Genomic DNA, 19,217 nt, shown 5'->3' on the forward strand with positions numbered 1-19,217 from the left:
GTCGTCGTACGGGCTGTCAGAACAGCCGCAGCTTGTCGTCCTCGATGCCCCGCAGCGCGTCGTAGTCGAGGACCTGGCAGCCGATGCCGCGGTCGGTCGCGAGGACACGGGCCTGGGGCTTGATCTCCTGGGCCGCGAAGACACCGCGCACCGGGGCGAGATGGGGATCGCGGTTCAGCAGCTCCAGATAGCGCGTGAGCTGCTCCACGCCGTCGATCTCCCCGCGCCGCTTGATCTCCACGGCGACGGTCCTGCCGTCGGCGTCCCGGCACAGGATGTCGACCGGCCCGATGGCCGTCGGGTACTCGCGGCGGATCAGCGTGTAGCCCTCGCCGAGTGTCTCGATGCGGTCGGCGAGCAGCTCCTGGAGGTGCGCTTCCACGCCGTCCTTGATCAGGCCGGGATCGACGCCCAGTTCGTGCGAGGAGTCGTGGAGGACTTCCTCCATCGTGATGATGAGCTTCTCGCCCGCCTTGTTGACGACGGTCCAGACGCCCTCCTCCTCGCCGGAGCCCTCCTTCAAGGTGCAGGGCGGCGACATCCAGTTCAGGGGCTTGTAGGCCCGGTCGTCGGCGTGGATCGAGACGCTGCCGTCCGCCTTCACCAGGATCAGGCGCGGGGCCGAGGGAAGGTGGGCGGTGAGCCGCCCGGCGTAGTCCACGGAGCAGCGGGCAATGACGAGACGCATGGTCGGCAACGCTACTCGACGGGCACCTGTCGACGCGATTCGCCCTGGAAAACACGTGTTCGGTAATGGCCGATTGTGTGCATGGTGTGCTCAGCGAGAGTGTCTCATCTGCGCATTTTCCTGGTGCGGCCACCGTCCGGTGCTTACCGTATGAACGGGAGGTCGCGACGTGTGTACGCAGCGTGTCCGGCGTCGTGAGCTCCCTCATCTGTCAGGCAACCCCTGCTCGTTGGGGGTGCGAGAGGAGAACTCATGTCGCTCGACGTCTCACCGGCCCTACTCGAACAGGCCGAGCGAGGCGAGGTCGACGAAGCGGAATTCGTCGACTGCGTCCGGACCTCCCTGCCCTATGCGTGGGAGATGATCAGCTCCCTGGTGGCCCAGCTGAAGGTGGACGGCGGTGCGTTCGCCGACAACCAGACGCCTCCGCCGGACGAGCAGGCACGCGGCCAGCTGCTGCGTGCGCTTGCGAGTGACGCGATACGCGGTGCGCTGCAACGGCACTTCGGTGTCCGCCTGGCCTTCCAGAACTGCCACCGGGTGGCCGTGTTCCCGCTTGACTCCTCGGTCGACGAGAAGCTGGGCCGTTTCACCTCGGTCCGCAGCCAGGTGCTGAACCAGTCCCCTGAGTTCCGGGACTGCTGACGCGGCGCCGCTTGCTTGCCGCTCCGTACGCGGGAGGTGCAGTTCTGTACCGGAGCGGCAAGCCCCCAGGAGTCTCCCGCGCCCTCAGACCAGTTGGGGGAGCACCTCGGCGCCCAGCCGCCGCACGTTCTCCTCGGTCGCCGCCAGGTCCCCCGAGCCCTCGACGAGCAGCGCGAAGCGGGAAATGCCCGTGCGCTCGCTGGTCGCCGCCAGCCGGTCCGCGCACAGCCGCGGGGTGCCCACCGGGTGCAGCCCGCAGAGCAGTTCGGTGTACGCCAGCGGGTCGCGCATCCGGCGTGTGCGCCCGTCGACCGTGACATGCGCCTCCAGCCCCTGTTGCAGCCAGCCCGGCATCGCCTTCATCAGCGTCTCCGCCGCGTCGACCCGCCGGTCCGCGATCTGGCAGACACCGGCCGACACATGGGACGCGCCGTGGATCTCCTCCGCGGAACGCCCGGACGCCCGCGCGTGCCGTCGCCACAGCGTGACCATCTCGGCCTTCTCCTCGTCCCCCACGTGCATCCCGAGCAGCATCGACAGACCCCGCTCGGCGGCCAGCCGCACGCTCGCCGGCGAGGTGCAGGCGACGACGAGCTCGGGCCCCGGACTCTCCGTCAGGGCCTCCGACGGCCGTGGTACCACAGGGACTTCGCGGAACCGGAAGCGCTCCCCGGCGGCCGCCACGGACGACTCGCGCAGCCACCGCACCAGGAGCTCCAAGGACTCCGGGAACCCCTTCTCGTACGCCTCCAGGCCCGCGCCGAACACCTCCAGGTCGACCCACGGGCCGCCGCGCCCCACACCGAGCGTGAAACGGCCGCCGCTCGTGTGGTGCAGCAGCGCGGCCTGTTCGCCGAGGGCCACCGGGTGGACGGTGGGCAGCACACTGACCGCCGTGCCGACCCGGATGTGGCGGGTGCGGCCCAGCAGGAAGGCGGCCAGGGTGACGGCCGACGGACAGGTGCCGTACGGCACGAAGTGGTGCTCGGCCAGCCAGACCGTGTCGAGCCCGGCCTCCTCGGCCACCTCGGCCGAGCGGACCGCGCGGTGCAGCGCCTCGCCCTCGCCCTGACCGGGGAACTGGGCCGCCAACACGAAACTTCCAACGCGCATTGCTTTCCCGCTTCCTTGGCTCCGACACGGAGCTCCCCCACAGGGCATAACCGCCTGACACGTGCCGAGGACACGGCCGGGCGGAGTACTTTGCGGATTGTCTGCAGAATGGGGCGTTCCACCGGGAGCCCGGGGGAGGGCATCCGCGGCGGGCCCGCCACGGCGGCGGGGGACTTGTGGCCTTTGGTGGCGTACGCCTACCCCCGCACGCTCCGCGTAGGCTGGGCGAGGCCCGTGCTTCCTGTATAGCTCCGAGAGGTGTCCCGTGTCCCCGCGTCGCAACCGACCCAAGGGCGCCGCTTCGTCCGGCCGGAGCGCCGAGGACGACCGTTCCGGCCGCTACGGCGGCTGGCAGTCCTCCGAGAGCTGGCAGGGCGAGAGCTGGAGCGTGCGGCACGTGGCCGGCGCGAGCGCCCAGGGCAAGTCGTACCGCTGCCCCGGCTGCGACCAGCTGATCCCGGACGGGGTGCCGCACGTGGTGGCCTGGTCGGAGCACACGGGGGTCGACGAACGGCGGCACTGGCACAAGGCCTGCTGGAACGCGCGGGACCGCCGCACCCCGGGGGTGCAGCGGTCCCGTAACGCGCCGAGGTTCTGAGCGGACTCAGACGTCCCGCTTCTCCAGCAGCACGAAGGCACCCCCGAACGCCACGGCCGTGACGCCCAGGATGATCCACAGCGGGTCCCAGCCGGACGGGCCGGAATCGCTCAGGGAGTTGGAGTAGAAGACGCTGAGCTGGTTCGGGATCGAGTACTCGAACAGGGCGTCGCGCACGTCCTGGAGAGACTCGGAGAACATGAACAGCGCGATCACCAGCGGGGCCAGCACGGCGCCGATCATGATGGTGATGGCGCCCGCCGAATGCCGGATGATCGAGCCGACGACGAGCGAGAGCAGGCCGAGCAGCGCGATGTAGAGCGAGATGCCCACCGTGCCCTTGAGCCACTCACCGCCGGAGGGGGACTTGGCGCCGTCGCCCTCCAGCATCGCCACGTGCAGGAACGCCACGAGGGACGCGGACACCAGCGTCACGACGAACGCGGTCAGGAAGAACACCACAGCCTTCGCCGCCAGTACCCTGCCCCGGCTCGGGCACGCGACCATCGTGGTGCGGATCATGCCGGTGCCGTACTCCGAGGCCGTGGTCAGCACGCCCAGCGTGATGATGCACATGCTGCCCAGCAGCAGCCCGAAGAAGCCCAGGCCGAGCGGGCTCTCTCCGTCCAGGGCCGGGTCGGAGTTGGCCACCACCACGCCGGTCAGCGTGCCGATGCCGATGACGAGCAGGACGAACACACCGAGCGTCCAGATGGTGGAGCGCACCGACCTGATCTTCGTCCACTCGGACGCGAGGGCATGGCCGAGGTGCGTGCGCACGACCGGGATCGGCGAGGTGTAGCCGTGACCGCCGGGGTGGGGGGCGGCACCGGGAGCCGCCTGCCAGGCGGGCGCGGCCTGCGGCATCTGGGACTGGGGGCTGCTCATCGGGCGTCCTCGGGCTTGGTCAGGTCGGAGGTCGGGGCGGCGGGCGCGGACGGCGCGGCGGCGGGCTGGGCGGGCGCGGCGGCGGGCTGCGGCGCGGGCGCGGCCGCCGCCTGGTCCTGCGGGGCCGGCTGCGGGGCGCCCTGGGGCGCCGGAGGCGTCTGGGGCGCGGACTGGGCGTAAGGGTTGGCGCCCGGGCCGGAGGCGCCCGGGACGGGGCCGTACGGGCCCGGCGCGGCCTGACCCGGGGCGCCCTGCGGCGGGGCCGGGAACGGCCCGCCGCCCTGTTGGGGCGGCGGCGGGGCGTACCAGCCCGGCTGACCCTGTCCGGGCACCGGCATCGGGGGCTGCGCGCCGGGCGGCAGCGGCTGCTGGAGCCCTTCCTTCTGGTCGATCGTCGAGCGGTAGTCGACGGCGCCCTGCGTCATCCGCATGTACGCCTCCTCCAGGGAGGCCTGGTGCGGCGACAGCTCCCACAGGCGTACGTCGTGCTCGTGCGCGATGTCGCTGATGCGGGGGAGCGGCAGCCCGGTCACCCGCAGAGCGCCGTCCTGCTCGGGCAGCACGTGCCCGCCCGACTCGGTCAGCGCCGCCGACAGCTTCTCGCGCTGCTGCGGTTCGCTGTCGGGGGTGCGCACGCGCGCGAAGTCCGCGGAGTTCGCCGAGATGAAGGCGGTCACGCTCATGTCGGCGAGCAGCTGGCCGCGCCCGATGACGATGAGGTGGTCGGCGGTGAGCGCCATCTCGCTCATCAGGTGGGAGGAGACGAAGACCGTACGGCCCTCCGCCGCCAGCGCCTTCATCAGGTTGCGCACCCAGAGGATGCCCTCGGGGTCGAGGCCGTTGACCGGCTCGTCGAACAGCAGCACCTGCGGGTCGCCGAGCAGCGCGGCGGCGATGCCGAGCCGCTGCCCCATGCCGAGGGAGAAGCCCTTGGACCGCTTCTTGGCCACGTCCTGGAGACCGACGACGCCGAGCACCTCGTCCACCCGCCGGGCCGGGATGCCGGACAGCTGGGCCAGGGACAGCAGGTGGTTGCGGGCGGACCGGCCGCCGTGCACCGCCTTGGCGTCCAGCAGCGCGCCGACCTGACGGGCGGCGTTGGGCAGCCTGCGGTACGGATAGCCGCCGATCGTCACATGCCCGGCCGTCGGGTTGTCCAGCCCGAGGATCATCCGCATCGTCGTCGACTTGCCCGAGCCGTTCGGCCCGAGGAAGCCGGTGACGGCCCCCGGCCGCACCTGGAAGGAAAGGTTGTACACAGCGGTCTTGTCGCCGTAGCGCTTCGTCAGGCCGACTGCTTCGATCATGCTCCGCACCCATCGCAAGGTTCAGGACAGCGGGGCACACGCCCCCGTAAGGGTTAGGAGGATATCGAGGCGCTGACGGTTCCGCCCAAGAGCAGGTAAAAGGTCACGCCTAGGCGTCGCGCTTCTTCAGCAGCAGATAGCCCCCGGCCAGCACCGCCAGCACCCACAGCCCCATGATCCCGAGGCCGCCCCAGGGCCCGTACGGGGTGTCGTCGTCGATCGGCGTGACCACCTGCATGATCTTGCTGCCGGCCTGGTCGGGAAGGAACCGGCCGACCTTCTTCGTCGCGTCGACATTGCCCAGGATGTTGGAGATCAGGAAGAAGAACGGCATCAGGATGCCCAGCGACAGCATCGGTGAGCGCAGCATCGCGGCGACACCCATGGAGAACATCGCGATCAGCGCCATGTAGAGGCCGCCGCCGAACACCGCCCGCAGCACCCCCGGGTCGCCGATCTCCGACCGGTGCGAGCCCAGCATCGCCTGCCCCAGGAAGAACGCGGCGAAGCTGGTGACGAGGCCGACCAGCAGGGCGAGTGCCGAGGCGACCGCGATCTTGCTGAACAGGAACGAGCCCCGTTGCGGCACTGCGGCCAGCGAGGTGCGGATCATGCCGGTGCTGTACTCGTTCGACACGACCAGCACCCCGAACACGATCATCGCGAGCTGGCCGAGACTCATCCCCGCGAAGCTGATGAACGTCGGGTCGAACTCCGCCCGGTCCTGCGCGTTCATGGAGTCGAACTCGCTCTTGGACAGGGCCGAGATGAGCATGCCGAGGGCGACCGTCACGACCACCACCAGCGAGAGCGTCCACACCGTGGACGCCACCGACCGGATCTTGGTCCACTCCGACCGTACGACCTGTGTCACCGCCATGCTCAGCCCCTCTTCCAGCCGTCGCCCCACTGCTGCCGCGCCGGCTCGGCGGGCGTCGGGCCCGTCTCGCTGTGTGCGTGGTACTCCACCGACTCCGCGGTCAGCTGCATGAAGGCCTCCTCCAGCGAGGCCTGTTGCGGGCTCAGCTCGTGCAGCGTGATCCGGTGCTGCGCCGCCAGCTCACCGATGTGCTCGGCCTTGCCGCCGTCCACCTCCAGCACCCCCTCACCGCTCTCCACGGCCACGATCCCGGCCTGGTGCAGCACATCGAGCAGCCGCTCCCGCTGCGGGCTGCGGACCCGGACGTAACTGCGTGAGTTGCGGTCGATGAAGTCCGCCATGGAGGTGTCCGCGAGCAGCCGCCCCTGCCCGATGACGACGAGGTGTTCGGCCGTCAGGGCCATCTCGCTCATCAGGTGGGAGGAGACGAACACCGTCCGCCCCTGCGCGGCGAGAGACTTCATCAGGGTGCGGATCCAGTGGATGCCCTCGGGGTCGAGGCCGTTGACCGGCTCGTCGAACATCAGGATCCGCGGGTCGCCGAGCAGCGCGGCCGCGATGCCGAGCCGCTGCCCCATGCCCATCGAGAAGCCCTTGGTCTTCTTCTTCGCGACCGCCGTCAGCCCGACCGTGTCCAGCACCTCCCGCACCCGGCTGCGCGGAATGCCGTTGCTCTGCGCGAGGCACAGCAGGTGGTTGTAGGCGGTGCGCCCGCCGTGCCACGCCTTGGCCTCCAGCAGGGCGCCGATGTATGTCAGCGGGTCCTTGAGCTGCTGGTAGTGCTTGCCGTCGATACGGACGTCGCCGGCGGTCGGGTGGTCGAGACCCAGGATCATCCGCATGGTCGTGGACTTGCCGGCGCCGTTGGGCCCGAGGAAGCCGGTGACGATGCCCGGTCTGACGGTGAAGGACAGGTTGTTGACCGCCACCTTCTCGCCGTACCGCTTCGTCAGCCCCTCGAGCTCAATCATGCCGCCACGCTAGAGCGTGGCAAAGCCCTCTGCCACCCGAGCGGCAGAGGGCTTTGCGGAGGTTCAGACTCCGTATACCCCGGTGTTACCGGGACTGCTGGGCCGGGACCCCACGGGAGATCGGCTCGTCCTCGGCCGGCGTGCCGGCGGCGGCCACCGCGGCGCCCGTGAGCGTCGCGAGCATCTCGCGGACGTTCGTCAGCTGGGCGTTGATGCTGTCGCGGCGGTTGGTGAGGGCGGCCAGCTCGCGCTCGGATTCCGAACGGATGCGGTCGGCCTTGGCGTTGGCGTCGGCCACGATGTCCTCGGCCTGGCGCTGGGCCGTCTCCACCGTCTGGCGGGCGCGGCGCTCGGCGTCCGTGCGCAGCTTCTCGGCCTCCAGGCGCAGCTGCTCGGCGCGGTGCTCGATCTCGGCGAGGCGCTTCTCGGCCTTGGCCTGACGGGAGGCCAGGTCCCGCTCGGACTGCTCGCGGCGCTTGGCGAGGTTCGTCTCGAAGTCGGCGGCGGCCTGCGCGGCCTTGGCGCGGGTCTCCTCGAAGAGGGCATCCGCCTCCTCACGCTTGGACTGCGCGTCCTTCTGCGCCTCGGAACGCAGCTGGGCGGCGTCACTCTTGGCCTTCTCGACGATCCGCAGGCCCTCGTCCTCGGCCTTCGCCTTGCGCTCCGCGGAGTACGACTCGGCGTCGTTGCGCACCTGCTGGGCGGCCGACTCGGCGAGCTCGCGGTGCTGCTCGGCGGCGCGCCGGGCCTCCTCGCGCAGGTCCTTCGCCTCTTCCTCGGCGAGGCGGAGGATCTTCTCCACGCGCGCACCGAGACCCGCGTACGACGGCTCGGCGTCGGTGATCTGGGCCTGGGCGTTCTGCGTCTCGAGGTGGAGCTCTTCGATGCGCTTTTCCAGAGCGGTGATGCGGGCGAGAGCGCTGTCACGGTCGGAGACGAGCTTGGAGATACGTTCGTCCACCTGAGCGCGGTCGTATCCACGCCGCACAAGCTCGAAGCCGTAGGGGGAAGTGTCGCTCATGGGGTTCCTGTCGAATGAGACCGGTGAGGTGATAGGTGGAATCCTAGGGGCCGAAACGGTGTGTCATCGAGCGGATGCGCGTTTGATCTGGAAAATGACACCCCTTTTGGGTGGCTAACCCCCGGACAGCTTGCCAAAGAGTTGGTCAAAGGCCCCAGCACACACCGGATTCGCCCCGTTTGGCTAGCTATCCGAGGACTTGCCACCCGAACGGGGTGCGCCGACCGTCGCGCTTGCCTTGACTCCGTTGTCCTTGCCGGCGGAGGGGGCCTCGAAGGACTCCAACGCCTCCAGGACGTCCTGGACACGGGAGATCTCGGCGTTGATGTCCTCGCGGCGGCGGACCAGCACCTCCAGCTCGCGCTTGCCCTCCTCGACCGTGCGCCTGGCCTCGCGGATCGCCTCGGCCTTGAGCTCCTCGGCCTCCCGGACCAGCGTGGACTTCTTCTGCTCGGCCTCCTTGAGCAGACCCTCCGCCTTCTTCACCGCGGCGATCCGGACCTTGCCCGCCTCGGAGTTGGCCTCCGAGACGATCTCCTTGGCCTTCGCCTGCGCCTTCGCCAGCTGCTCCTCGGCCGCCTTGACGAGCGCGTCGCAGCGGTCGCCCGCCGACTTCATCGTCTCGGCCGACTCCCGGCGGGCCCGCTCGTGCAGCTCCTCGATCTCGGAGGTGATGCGGTCGCGCAGCTCCTCGGCGCGCTCCCTTATCTGCGTGGCGTCCCGGCGCGCGCCGACGAGCAGCTCGTCGGCGTCCGTACGGGCCTTCTCCACCAGCGAGTTGCCCTCGACCGTCGCCTCGGACACCAGGCGATCGGCCTCGGTGCGGGCCGCGCCCACCATGGTGTCGGCCTGCGCCTCGGCCTCCGCGGTGGTCTTGTGCGCCTGCTGCTGCGCCTCGGCCAGCAGCTTGTCCGCCTCTGCCGTGGTCTCCGTGATGAGCTTGTCGACCTGCTCGGCCGCCTCGGAGCGCCGCTTGTTGGCGTCCTTGCGGGCCTCGTCCAGCGTGCGGTCCGCCTCCTCGCGCGCGGAGCCGACCAGCCGCTCCGCCTCCGCCTCCGCGTCGGTCTTGACCCGCTGGGCCTCGCGGCGGATCCGCTCGGCGTGCTGCTGCGCCGAGCCGACCGTCTCGGCGGCCTCGGCCCGCAGCCGCTCCGCCTCCCCGGTGGCCTCCGCGACCAGCTGGTCGGCCTTGGCGACCGACTCCGCCCGCACCCGCTCGGCCTCCGTGGCCGCCTCGGAACGGACGCGCTCGGCCTCGGAGACCGCTTCGGTACGGACCCGCTCGGCCTCGGCGACCGTGTCCATCCGCAGCCGGTCGGTCTCCTGGAGCGTCTCCGTGGTGAGCCGCTCGGCCTCGCTGCGCGCCTCGGTGATGAGGGCGTCCGCCTGTGCCGCGGCGTCCGAGCGGATGCGGTTGGCGTCCTCCCGGGCGTCCGCCCGGGTGCGCGCGGCGCTCTGCTCGGCCTCGGCGATCGCGTCGGAGGCCTCCGTGCGCACCCGCTGCGCGTGCTCGGCGACGTCCGCGCGGATCCGCTCCGCCTCACTGATCGCATCGGACATCGTCCGCTCGGCGAGCGCCTTGGCGGCCTCGGACTCCTCGTGCGCCTCGCGCCGCAGCCGGCCCGCGTCCTCGCTCGCCCGCTCCCGCTCGGCGTAGGCGTCGGAGCGGACCCGGTCCGCTTCCTCCTGGGCCTCCCGGCGCGTACGGTCCGCCGCGTGCTCGGCGGCCGAACGCAGTCCGGTGATCTCCTCCTGCGCCTGCTCGTGCAGCCCCGCCACGGAGTCCCGCACCTGCTGGGCGTGCTGCTCGGCCGCCGACACCATCTCCGTGGCGCGGCGGTCGGCCTCCTCGACCAGGCGTACGGCCTCGGCCTGCGCGTCCTCCACGCGCTTGCGCGCCGAGGCCAGCAGCTCCTCGCTCTGCTCGCGGGCCCGCTCACGCTCCTGGTCGGCCTCCTGCCGGGCGCTGCCGAGAAGTTCCTCGGCCTCGCGGCGGCGGCGGTTGGCCTCCTCCTGCGCGGCGGCCAGCGTCTCGGACGCCTCGGCGGCGAGCCGCTCGGCGGCGGCCTGCGCCTCCGAGCGCATCCGGTCGGCGCTCTCCTGCGCCTCCGACTTCAGCCGCTCGGCCTCGCTCGCCGCCTCCGAGCGCAGCCGTACGGCGACGGCCTCGCCCTCGGCACGGGCCGCGGACGCGTCCGCGGCGGCCTCGTCGCGCAGCCGCTCGGCCTCCGTCTCGGCCTGCTGCTGGAGCGTACGGATCCGCTCGGCGGCCTCGGCGCGCAGCCGCTCGTTCTCCTCGGCGGCCTCGCGGCGGATCCGGGCGGCCTCCTCACGGGCCTTCGACAGCGCCTGCTCGGCGGCCGTCAGCCGCTCCTCCGCCTCCGCCTGGAGCCGTGCCAGCTCCTCGGCGGCCTCGGCACGACGGGCCTGAACGGCCCGCTCGGTCTCCTCGTGCAGCTCCCGCGCCGCGCGCTCGGCGTTCTCCTTGAGCGCCTCGGCCTGTTCGACGACCTCCTCGCGGTGCCGCTCGGCCTCCTGCCGGGTGCGCTGAAGGGTCTCCTCGGCCTGCCGGCGCAGAGTCGTCGCCCGCTCGATGGCCTCGGTGCGGACCTTCTCGCTGTCCGCCTGGGCCGTGGTGCGCAGCTCGTCCGCGTCGGCCTTGGCCTTGGCGAGCAGCTCCTCGGCGGACTTCGCCGCCTCCTCGATCTGCGCCACGGCCTCCTTGCGGGCCTCGGCGCGGATCTTCTCGCCCTCGTCGACCGCGTCGGCACGCAGCTGCTCGGCTTCGCCGCGCAGCCGGCGGGCCTCCTCCTGCAGCTCGACCGTCTTGGCGCGGTACTCCTTGGTGTCGTCCTTCGCCGCGCCCTTGAGCTGCTCGGCGATGTCGTGCGCCTCGGCCCGCAGCCGGTCCGCCTCCGCCTCGGCCTCCGAGCGGATCCGCTCGGCCTCCTCGGCCGCGGCCTTCGTCGTCTTCTTGGCGTCCTCCGACGCCTTGTCGAGGACTTCCTCGGCGGTCCTGGCCGCCTTGGACAGCTGGGTCGCGGTCTCCTCGGCGGTGAGCGTGCGGGCCTTCTCGGAGGCCTCCGCGACGATCTTCTCGGCCTCGGCACGGGCGTCCGCGACGAGCTGCTCCGCCTCGGACTTGGTGTTCTCGGCCTCCTTCGTGGCCTCCTCGACCAGCCGGGCGACCTGCTCCTTGGCGGTGCGCGTGCGCGTCTCGTTCGCGGACTCGGCGCTCGCCAGGGCCTTGGCGGCGGCCTCCTTGGCCTCCGCGACCAGCTTCTCCGACTCGCTCTGCGCCTTGCGCAGCGCCTCCTCGGCCTCCGCCATCCGCTGCTCGGCGGCCCGGCTCAGCTCCTGCGCCTCGCGGCGCGCGGCCTCCGACTCGGAGACGGTGGACGTGCGCAGCTGCTCGGCGTGGTCGGTGGCCTCCTGGGCCTGCGTGGAGGCGGCGTTGAGCAGGCGCTCGGCGTCCGTGCGGGCGCGGCGCAGGATCTGCTCGGCCTCGGCACGGGCCTCCTCGGCCGCGCCCGTCAGGCGCTGGCGGGCCTCGGTCGTCAGCCGCTCGGCCTCCGCGCGGGCGGTGGCCAGGGCCTGCTCGGCCTCGGCGCGGGACTCCTCCAGCAGCCGGCGGGCCTGCTGCTCGGTGCGCGCCCGCAGCTGCTCGGCCCACGCCACGTTCTCGTTGACGTGCGACTCGACCGTCTGGCGGCGCTCGGCCAGCTCCTGGTCCAGCTGCTGGCGGCGGGTCACCGCCTCCTGGTGCAGCTCGGCCTGGAGCCGGGCGGCCTGCTCGGCGTGCTCCTGGAGGATCCGCTGGGTCTGCGCCCGGGCCTCGCTCAGCTCGCGGTCGGCGTCCGCGCGAATCTGGTCGGCCTGCATCTGCGCGTTGCGCAGCAACTGCTCGGCCTGCCAGCCGATGTCACCCCCGTCGAAGGAGGGTCGGGACATGATGGTGCGCCGCGCCTCGTGCAGCTTGGCGCGCAGCACCTCGACCTGGTAGCCGAGGTCCTCGGCGTGCTGGATCGCCTTTTCCCGTTCGGTCTTCAGCCGCTTCATCTCGGCTTCGAACCGAGAGAGGTGGTCGACGTCAGCCGCCGGCTCTCGCTCCTGGCTCTCGTAGCCCCGCACTGCGCGGTCCCATCCGTCCCCTGGTCGCAACTCTTTCCGATCGAGCTCCGTCCATCCGCCGAACGGGGCCCCCGGGGAATGGTGTCAGATCATCGGCGGAGCAGAGGCTGCTGCCCCGACGCTCGTCCCCCGAAACCCGGACCCCGGTGGTCCTGCCGTCGCACGGCGGGACCGCGGTCACCCTGCACAGAGCGGCGACCGCCCCCAACCCTACCGGCCCCTATGTACGAGGGTCAGTGCTCAGGTGACTCAACAGCCGCCGAAGTGACCAGTTCTGTCAGTACGCCATGGCAGTCCTTGGGGTGCAGGAAGGTGATCCGTGACCCCATGGAACCGACTCGCGGCTCTTCGTACAGCACGCGTACGCCCTTGCCCTTGATGTCCGCCGCGTCCGCGTCGACGTCCGCCGTGCCGAAGGCGATGTGGTGGACGCCCTCCCCGTTCTTCGCCAGCCACTTCGCGACGGTGGAGTCCTCCCGGGTCGGCTCCAGGAGCTGCAAGTAGGTGGCGCCGCCGTCGGACGTCTCGTTGATCTTGAGCATGGCCTCGCGCACGCCCTGCTCCTCGTTGACCTCGGAGTGGAACACCTCGAAGCCGTAGGTGGCACGGTAGAACTCGACGGTCTTGTCGAGGTCGAAACAGGCGATTCCGATGTGGTCGATTCGCGTCAGCATGGACTCAGTGCAGCGCCCCGGAGGTGGTTACGCAACGTGCGCGCGATCACACCGACGGCCCGATGACGGGGTGGAGTACCGGTCAGTACATTCGAAGTAAACCCTCGTTCACTCCTCGGCTGTGCAGCCGGTAAGGGGATCGCAGCTCATGTCTTCTGCCACGACCAGTTCGGTGATCGTCTCGGGCGCTCGTACGCCCATGGGGCGGTTGCTCGGATCGCTGAAGTCCTTCTCCGGAGCCGATCTCGGCGGCTTCGCGATCAAGGCCGCCCTCGACCGTGCGGGGATCGGCGGCGACCAGGTGCAGTACGTGATCATGGGCCAGGTGCTCCAGGCCGGGGCGGGGCAGATCCCCGCACGCCAGGCCGCGGTCAAGGCCGGCATCCCGATGAACGTGCCGGCGCTGACCATCAACAAGGTGTGTCTGTCGGGCCTCGACGCCATCGCGCTCGCCGACCAGCTCATCCGTGCGGGTGAGTTCGACGTGATCGTCGCCGGTGGCCAGGAGTCCATGACCAACGCCCCGCACCTGCTGCCGAAGTCCCGCGAGGGCTACAAGTACGGTGCGATCCAGATGCTCGACTCGATGGCCCACGACGGCCTGACCGACTCCTTCGACGGTGTCGCCATGGGCGAGTCGACCGAGAAGCACAACACGCGCCTGGGCATCGGCCGGGCCGAGCAGGACGAGATCGCCGCGCTGTCGCACCAGCGGGCCGCCGCCGCGCAGAAGAACGGCCTGTTCGAGGCCGAGATCACGCCCGTCGAGATCCCGCAGCGCAAGGGCGACCCGGTGCTGTTCAGCAAGGACGAGGGCATCCGCGGCGACACCACCGCCGAGTCCCTGGGCAAGCTGCGCCCGGCCTTCGCCAAGGACGGCACGATCACGGCCGGTTCCGCCTCGCAGATCTCCGACGGTGCCGCCGCCGTCGTCGTGATGAGCAAGGCCAAGGCCCAGGAGCTCGGCCTGGAGTGGATCGCCGAGATCGGGGCGCACGGCAACGTGGCCGGGCCGGACAACTCGCTCCAGTCGCAGCCCTCCAACGCGATCCTGCACGCGCTGAAGAAGGAGGGCCTGGAGGTCTCGGACCTCGACCTCGTCGAGATCAACGAGGCCTTCGCTGCCGTGGCCGTGCAGTCCATGAAGGATCTCGGCGTGTCCACCGAAAAGGTGAATGTCAACGGTGGTGCCATTGCCCTGGGTCACCCGATCGGGATGTCCGGTGCGCGGCTCGTGCTGCATCTCGCGCTGGAGCTGAAGCGGCGCGGCGGTGGCGTCGGCGCGGCCGCGCTGTGCGGTGGCGGTGGGCAGGGCGACGCGCTGATCGTGCGCGTGCCCAAGGCCTGAGTTTCGGTACGTCCCTGATCTGAACGGAGCTGTGATGCAGGACGTCTCCACGCTGGTGGCCCAGGCCCGGGAAGGCCGGCCGCGTGCCGTGGCCCGGCTGATCTCCCTGGTGGAGGGGGCGTCCCCGCAGCTGCGGGAGGTCATGGAGGCGCTCGCGCCCCTGACGGGCGGGGCGTACGTGGTGGGGCTGACCGGGTCGCCGGGCGTCGGCAAGTCGACGTCGACCTCGGCGCTGGTCAGCGCCTACCGCAAGCAGGGCAAACGGGTCGGCGTGCTCGCCGTCGACCCGTCCTCCCCGTTCTCCGGCGGTGCGCTGCTCGGGGACCGGGTGCGGATGTCGGAGCACGCGTCCGACCCGGGCGTGTACATCAGGTCGATGGCCACGCGCGGGCACCTGGGCGGGCTGGCCTGGTCCGCGCCCCAGGCGATCCGCGTCCTGGACGCCGCCGGGTGCGACGTGATCCTCGTGGAGACGGTGGGGGTCGGGCAGTCCGAGGTGGAGATCGCCTCGCAGGCGGACACGTCCGTGGTGCTGCTCGCGCCGGGGATGGGCGACGGGATCCAGGCGGCCAAGGCCGGGATCCTGGAGATCGGTGACGTGTACGTCGTGAACAAGGCGGACCGGGACGGGGCCGACGCGACGGCTCGCGAGCTGAACCACATGCTGGGGCTGGGCGAGTCGCGCGGGCCGGGCGACTGGCGCCCGCCGATCGTGAAGACGGTCGCCGCGCGGGGCGAGGGCGTCGAGGAGGTCGTCGAGGCGCTGGAGAAGCACCGGGCCTGGATGGAGGAGCGGGGCGTGCTCGCGGAGCGGCGGCTGTCCCGGGCGTCCAGGGAGGTCGAGACGATCGCGGTGACGGCACTGCGGGAGCGGATCGGCGACCTGCACGGGGACCGGCGGCTCGGGGCGCTGGCGGAGCGGATCGTCGCGGGCGAACTGGATCCCTACCGGGCGGCTGACGAGCTGGTGGCCGGGTTGACGCAGGGCTGAGGCTGCCGGCGCGCAGTCTCATGGCGGTGGACTCAGCGCCAGTCGTCGATCACATAGGCGTCCGGGTGGCTGTAGCCGGGTTCGTTGGGCCTGTGCATGGCCACGCCTTGCAGCCAGGTGCGGAAACCGCGGTCGGCCATGCGCCGGTAGGCGTCCTGGCGGGCCAGGTTCATCCCGGCGTCCAGTTGGCCGAGTCCCTTCTCGGCGGCCAGCCGCTCGCAGGCCTTCAGCAGCCGTTCGAACCGGTCCGCGGCGCCCGGGCCGGGGCGTACGGCGCCGAACTTGACGAAGCACACGTCCTCGCCGGCCTCCGACCCGGCTCCGCAGTGGCAGACGGCCAGACCGTCCAGGCCGGAGCCGGTGCCCTCGAGGAGGACGGTGTCGCCGAGCCCCTGTGCCTGTGTGGCCGTGATCTCGCGCTCCAGGCTCAGGCCCTCGTAGACGGCCTCCGTCACTGCGCGGCCGAGGCTCAGCGCGTCGGGCCGCTCAGCGGCGGTCAGCTCGCCGTACAGCACGCGGCCGGGGACTGCGGCAGTGCCGGCGACCTGCTTCTTCATGATGGCCGTGAGGAACCGGGGCCAGAAACCGTACCGGCGGTAGAGCTCGAGGTGCTTGGCGCTGTGCGAGAAGGTGAACAGGCCCAGGTGGCGGTTCCCCCAGGTGTCGAAGCAGGCCATGACCGGTTCCATGAGGCGTCTGCCGATGCCCCGGTCCCACAGATCCGGACGTACGGTCAGCGGGCCGAAGAACCCGACGCTGCCCCAGTCGGCGGCGAAGTTCGATCCGACGACCTCGCCCTCGACGGTCGCCGCGAAGGCCGCGTGTGGAGCTGCCGCCCAACGGGTGCGCACGTAGTCGGCGGTCCCGAAGAACGTCTCCGGCTCAGGGGCCCCGAGGAAGGTCCCGAACGCGACTCTGAAGATCTCGTCGGCCCGGTCCAGGTCCGGCTCGGCCAGCGGGCGGACCGACACCGAGGCGGCGACACTCGTTCGCTTCGCTGCGGGCATGACCGCTCTCCTTCCGCCCCCGGTTCCATCGCACCACGGACGCGCGCCGCGTGCGAAGCGAGCGCGCGACGCCCCGGCGTCGGCACGGACGCCGGGGCGAGTGAGGAGGGGCGGCTGATGATCAGTCCTGGTCGTCCGCGTCGTCGTCCTGGGCGTCGGAGCGGTCCGCCGTGACCTTGCCCGACGTGAGGTCGATCTTCCAGTCCTGCTCGGCGCCGCCGGACGTGCGCGTCTCGGCCTCCCAGGACTTGTCCTTGCCGTCCTCGTCGAGGTCGACGGACGTCACCACGCCCTTGCCGGCGGCGGCCTTCGCGGCCTCCTCAGCCGTCACGGAGGAGCCCTTCAGAGCCGCACGCACCCGCGCCGTGTCGTCCTCGTCGTCCGCCTGCGCACCGAGGACCTTGCCGCTCGACGGGTCGACGCTCACGCTGTGCCAGGTGTCGTCGCCGGACAGGACGTCGACCTTCCAGACCACCTTGTCGCCGTCGTCCTCGTCGTCCAGCTCGGCGGAGACGGCCGTACCCGACGTGTGCTTCAGCGCGGAGGCGATCGCCTCGGTCGCGGTGACCTTCGCAGAGGCCACCCGGGCGTCGTCGCGGCCGTCGTCGTCGCGGCCGTCGTCGTCCGGCACCCGCGTGTTCACCGCCTGCCGCGCCGACCCCTCGTCGTCCGACGTGGTCGCGAGGGCCGTTGCCGTACCGCCTCCGATCAGAGCGGCGGCGGTCACAGCGGCGATCACGATGTTGCGCTTCATGCGGTTCCTCCCGAGTCGTTTCGTTTTCGACGTCTTCGACTCTGGACGACGGAGGCTGAGAGGAACCTGAAGCCCCCTGAAAGGATCTTCAGGTTGACTTTGCCACTCTTTACGCATGCGTCTGTTGATCGTGGAGGACGAGAAGCGGCTGGCCCTGTCGCTCGCCAGGGGCCTGACGGCCGAGGGGTACGCCGTGGACGTCGTCCACGACGGACTGGAGGGGCTGCACCGGGCCTCGGAGGGCACCTACGACCTGGTCGTCCTCGACATCATGCTGCCGGGCCTCAACGGCTACCGGGTCTGTGCCGCCCTGCGCGCCGCCGGGCACGAGGTGCCGATCCTGATGCTGACCGCCAAGGACGGCGAGTACGACGAGGCCGAGGGGCTCGACACGGGTGCGGACGACTATCTGACCAAGCCGTTCTCCTACGTCGTGCTGGTCGCCCGGGTCAAGGCGCTGCTACGCCGGCGCGGGCAGGGCGCGGGGGCCTCGCCGGTGCATGTGCACGGGGACCTGAAGGTGGACACCGCGGCCCGGCGGGTGTTCCTGGGGGAGGACGAGGTCACCCTCACCGCCAAGGAGTTCTCCGTGCTGGAGCAGCTCGTGCTGCGGGCCGGCGAGGTGGTGTCCAAGTCGGAGATCCTGGAGCACGTCTGGGACTTCGCCTACGAGGGTGATCCCAACATCGTCGAGGTGTACGTCAGCACGCTGCGGCGGAAGCTGCGGGCCGGGCTGATCCGGACGGTGCGCGGGGCCGGGTACCGGCTGGAGACGTCGTGAAGCGGCTCTTCGGGTCCGTGCGGGCCCGGGCCACGCTGGGAGCGACGCTTGTGGTCGCGGTGGCGCTCGTCGCGGCCGGGGCCGCCGTACTGCTGTCCCTGCGGTCCAATCTGATGGGCGAGGCCGGCACGCAGGCGGAGCGCTCGGCGCGGGCGGTCGCCGCCGAGCTCGCCGCCGGGACGCCGTACGGCAAGCTCTCGGGCCTGGACGGCGACGACGGGCCGGTGCAGGTCCTGGACGAGCATCGGCGGCTGGTCGCGGCCAGTGACGATCTGGAGCGGATCAGCGGGACCGACAGCGGCCGGGTGAAGCCGCAGCCCGCGGCCGAGCCGTCGGGCGACGACGACTCCGACGACGGCTCCGACGACGCCGACGAGGCCCTCGAACCCGGGGAGATCTCCGGGGAGACCGTCTTCAGCAACGGGTCCGCGACCATCGACGGGGACGCGGAGGACTACCGGTTCGCCGCGGTCGAGGTGGAGACCCACGACCGGGGGCACCTCACGGTCTACGCCGGTTCCCCGCTGGCCGCCGAGCACGGTGCGGTGCGGACCGCGCTGACGGTGATGCTGATCGGGTTCCCGCTGCTGCTCGGTGTCGTCGCGGGCGTGACCTGGCTGGTCACCCGGCGGGCCCTGCGGCCCGTGGAGGGGATCCGGCGCGAGATGGCCGCGATCACCCACTCGGAGGACCTGGGGCGGCGCGTTCCGGAGCCGGACACGCACGACGAGATCGCCCGGCTGGCCAGCACCACCAACGAGACGCTCGCGGCCCTGGAGACGTCCGTGGAGCGGCAGCGGCGCTTCGTCGCCGACGCCTCCCACGAGCTGCGCAGCCCGATCGCCTCGCTGCGGACGCAGCTGGAGGTGGCCGCCGCGCATCCCGAGCTGCTGGACCTCGACGGGGCCGTGGAGGACACGGTCCGGCTCCAGCGGCTGGCGGCGGATCTGCTGCTGCTCGCCCGGCTGGACGCGGGGGAGCGGCCCGCCGACGCGACGGTCGACCTGGCCGGGCTCGCCCGTGAGGCGGCCGAGGGACGGCCGGGTGTCGCGGTGGACGCGGAACCGGTGGAAGTGGCCGGTTCGCGCGGGCAGTTGGGGCGGGTGCTCGCCAATCTGCTGGACAACGCCCAGCGGCACGCCCGGTCGGAGGTCACCGTGAGCGTGCGGTGCGAGGACGACCGGGCCGTGGTCGGCGTGGCGGACGACGGCGACGGCGTGCCCGAGGAGGACCGGGAGCGGATCTTCGAACGGTTCGTACGCCTGGACGCCGCCCGCAGCCGCGACGACGGCGGGGCCGGGCTGGGCCTCGCCATCGCCCGGGACGTCGCCGTCCGGCACGGAGGCACGCTCACCGCCGGACGGGGGCCCGCAGGCGGAGCCCTGTTCGAGCTCCGCCTGCCGCTCGCTTAGCAGAGGGC

17 protein-coding genes are annotated in these 19,217 nt (G+C 71.5%); 6 read left to right on the plus strand and 11 right to left on the minus strand.

Features of this window, described 5'->3' with window-relative positions; translation table 11 throughout:
• Positions 1-16 precede the first annotated feature (16 nt).
• Positions 17-688 (minus strand): endonuclease NucS, encoded by a 672-nt coding sequence (nucS, locus tag AB0I06_RS04905; RefSeq protein WP_363117311.1) that lies wholly within the window; start codon positions 686-688, stop codon positions 17-19.
• A 252-nt stretch (positions 689-940) separates the two neighbouring features.
• Here nucS and AB0I06_RS04910 point away from each other — a divergent pair, with 252 nt between their 5' ends.
• A complete protein-coding gene (locus AB0I06_RS04910; RefSeq protein ID WP_030246492.1) occupies positions 941-1,333 on the plus strand; it encodes an SCO5389 family protein in 393 nt (130 codons plus the stop codon).
• An 84-nt stretch (positions 1,334-1,417) separates the two neighbouring features.
• Here the strand turns inward: AB0I06_RS04910 and AB0I06_RS04915 are convergent, their stop codons facing one another.
• Positions 1,418-2,446, minus strand: coding sequence for an LLM class flavin-dependent oxidoreductase (locus AB0I06_RS04915; RefSeq protein WP_363117312.1), 1,029 nt, complete (start codon positions 2,444-2,446; stop codon positions 1,418-1,420).
• A gap of 265 nt (positions 2,447-2,711) precedes the next feature.
• On the opposite strand from AB0I06_RS04915, the gene AB0I06_RS04920 reads away from it, so the two are divergent.
• Positions 2,712-3,044, plus strand: coding sequence for an ATP/GTP-binding protein (locus AB0I06_RS04920; RefSeq protein WP_363117313.1), 333 nt, complete (start codon positions 2,712-2,714; stop codon positions 3,042-3,044).
• A 6-nt stretch (positions 3,045-3,050) separates the two neighbouring features.
• Here the strand turns inward: AB0I06_RS04920 and AB0I06_RS04925 are convergent, their stop codons facing one another.
• From AB0I06_RS04925 to mce, 7 genes are all read right to left on the minus strand, one after another.
• Positions 3,051-3,932 (minus strand): ABC transporter permease, encoded by an 882-nt coding sequence (locus tag AB0I06_RS04925; RefSeq protein WP_363117314.1) that lies wholly within the window; start codon positions 3,930-3,932, stop codon positions 3,051-3,053.
• Positions 3,929-5,239 carry an ABC transporter ATP-binding protein gene (locus AB0I06_RS04930; protein ID WP_363117316.1) on the minus strand — a complete coding sequence of 437 codons (1,311 nt, stop codon included), beginning with the start codon at positions 5,237-5,239 and terminating at the stop codon, positions 3,929-3,931. The genes AB0I06_RS04925 and AB0I06_RS04930 overlap by 4 nt, the downstream gene beginning before the upstream one ends.
• Positions 5,240-5,348: 109 nt before the next feature.
• Positions 5,349-6,119, minus strand: coding sequence for an ABC transporter permease (locus tag AB0I06_RS04935; RefSeq protein WP_363117317.1), 771 nt, complete (start codon positions 6,117-6,119; stop codon positions 5,349-5,351).
• 2 nt (positions 6,120-6,121) lie between these two features.
• Complete coding sequence (locus tag AB0I06_RS04940; RefSeq protein ID WP_363117318.1) at positions 6,122-7,090, minus strand: ABC transporter ATP-binding protein; 969 nt, start codon at positions 7,088-7,090, stop codon at positions 6,122-6,124.
• 85 nt (positions 7,091-7,175) lie between these two features.
• Complete coding sequence (locus AB0I06_RS04945) at positions 7,176-8,111, minus strand: cellulose-binding protein (protein ID WP_184850054.1); 936 nt, start codon at positions 8,109-8,111, stop codon at positions 7,176-7,178.
• Positions 8,112-8,294: 183 nt separating this feature from the next.
• A complete protein-coding gene (scy, locus tag AB0I06_RS04950; RefSeq protein WP_363117319.1) occupies positions 8,295-12,242 on the minus strand; it encodes a polarized growth protein Scy in 3,948 nt (1,315 codons plus the stop codon).
• A gap of 233 nt (positions 12,243-12,475) precedes the next feature.
• Complete coding sequence (mce, locus tag AB0I06_RS04955) at positions 12,476-12,916, minus strand: methylmalonyl-CoA epimerase (RefSeq protein WP_363117320.1); 441 nt, start codon at positions 12,914-12,916, stop codon at positions 12,476-12,478.
• A gap of 148 nt (positions 12,917-13,064) precedes the next feature.
• On the opposite strand from mce, the gene AB0I06_RS04960 reads away from it, so the two are divergent.
• Both AB0I06_RS04960 and meaB read left to right on the plus strand, forming a co-directional pair.
• The gene (locus tag AB0I06_RS04960; protein WP_363117321.1) at positions 13,065-14,264 is read left to right on the plus strand and encodes an acetyl-CoA C-acetyltransferase; all 1,200 of its coding nucleotides are present in this window, start codon (positions 13,065-13,067) and stop codon (positions 14,262-14,264) included.
• Between the two features lie 34 nt (positions 14,265-14,298).
• Positions 14,299-15,255, plus strand: a complete 957-nt coding sequence (meaB, locus tag AB0I06_RS04965) for a methylmalonyl Co-A mutase-associated GTPase MeaB (RefSeq protein WP_363117322.1) — start codon at positions 14,299-14,301, stop codon at positions 15,253-15,255.
• 32 nt (positions 15,256-15,287) lie between these two features.
• Here the strand turns inward: meaB and AB0I06_RS04970 are convergent, their stop codons facing one another.
• Positions 15,288-16,262, minus strand: coding sequence for a GNAT family N-acetyltransferase (locus AB0I06_RS04970; protein WP_363117323.1), 975 nt, complete (start codon positions 16,260-16,262; stop codon positions 15,288-15,290).
• Between the two features lie 121 nt (positions 16,263-16,383).
• Positions 16,384-17,016, minus strand: coding sequence for a PepSY domain-containing protein (locus AB0I06_RS04975; RefSeq protein WP_363117324.1), 633 nt, complete (start codon positions 17,014-17,016; stop codon positions 16,384-16,386).
• Positions 17,017-17,131: 115 nt separating this feature from the next.
• Between AB0I06_RS04975 and AB0I06_RS04980 the strand changes: the two genes are divergently transcribed.
• Complete coding sequence (locus AB0I06_RS04980; RefSeq protein ID WP_363117325.1) at positions 17,132-17,797, plus strand: response regulator transcription factor; 666 nt, start codon at positions 17,132-17,134, stop codon at positions 17,795-17,797.
• The gene (locus AB0I06_RS04985) at positions 17,794-19,209 is read left to right on the plus strand and encodes a HAMP domain-containing sensor histidine kinase (RefSeq protein ID WP_363117326.1); all 1,416 of its coding nucleotides are present in this window, start codon (positions 17,794-17,796) and stop codon (positions 19,207-19,209) included. Before AB0I06_RS04980 ends, AB0I06_RS04985 begins: the two co-directional genes overlap by 4 nt.
• Positions 19,210-19,217: the final 8 nt, after the last annotated feature.

Origin of the sequence: Streptomyces sp. NPDC050674, from assembly GCF_040654575.1 — a bacterium.
In the GTDB taxonomy this organism is placed as follows: domain Bacteria; phylum Actinomycetota; class Actinomycetes; order Streptomycetales; family Streptomycetaceae; genus Streptomyces.

Excerpts from the sequence above, each read along its gene's own strand:
- mce (WP_363117320.1), bottom strand. The coding sequence starts at position 12,916 with ATGCTGACGCGAATCGACCACATCGGAATCGCCTGTTTCGACCTCGAC.
- AB0I06_RS04975 (WP_363117324.1), bottom strand. The coding sequence starts at position 17,016 with ATGAAGCGCAACATCGTGATCGCCGCTGTGACCGCCGCCGCTCTGATC.
- nucS (WP_363117311.1), bottom strand. The coding sequence starts at position 688 with ATGCGTCTCGTCATTGCCCGCTGCTCCGTGGACTACGCCGGGCGGCTC.
- AB0I06_RS04915 (WP_363117312.1), bottom strand. The coding sequence starts at position 2,446 with ATGCGCGTTGGAAGTTTCGTGTTGGCGGCCCAGTTCCCCGGTCAGGGC.
- AB0I06_RS04970 (WP_363117323.1), bottom strand. The coding sequence starts at position 16,262 with ATGCCCGCAGCGAAGCGAACGAGTGTCGCCGCCTCGGTGTCGGTCCGC.
- AB0I06_RS04980 (WP_363117325.1), top strand. The coding sequence starts at position 17,132 with ATGCGTCTGTTGATCGTGGAGGACGAGAAGCGGCTGGCCCTGTCGCTC.
- AB0I06_RS04940 (WP_363117318.1), bottom strand. The coding sequence starts at position 7,090 with ATGATTGAGCTCGAGGGGCTGACGAAGCGGTACGGCGAGAAGGTGGCG.
- meaB (WP_363117322.1), top strand. The coding sequence starts at position 14,299 with ATGCAGGACGTCTCCACGCTGGTGGCCCAGGCCCGGGAAGGCCGGCCG.
- AB0I06_RS04925 (WP_363117314.1), bottom strand. The coding sequence starts at position 3,932 with ATGAGCAGCCCCCAGTCCCAGATGCCGCAGGCCGCGCCCGCCTGGCAG.
- AB0I06_RS04945 (WP_184850054.1), bottom strand. The coding sequence starts at position 8,111 with ATGAGCGACACTTCCCCCTACGGCTTCGAGCTTGTGCGGCGTGGATAC.
- AB0I06_RS04910 (WP_030246492.1), top strand. The coding sequence starts at position 941 with ATGTCGCTCGACGTCTCACCGGCCCTACTCGAACAGGCCGAGCGAGGC.
- AB0I06_RS04960 (WP_363117321.1), top strand. The coding sequence starts at position 13,065 with ATGTCTTCTGCCACGACCAGTTCGGTGATCGTCTCGGGCGCTCGTACG.
- AB0I06_RS04930 (WP_363117316.1), bottom strand. The coding sequence starts at position 5,239 with ATGATCGAAGCAGTCGGCCTGACGAAGCGCTACGGCGACAAGACCGCT.
- AB0I06_RS04935 (WP_363117317.1), bottom strand. The coding sequence starts at position 6,119 with ATGGCGGTGACACAGGTCGTACGGTCGGAGTGGACCAAGATCCGGTCG.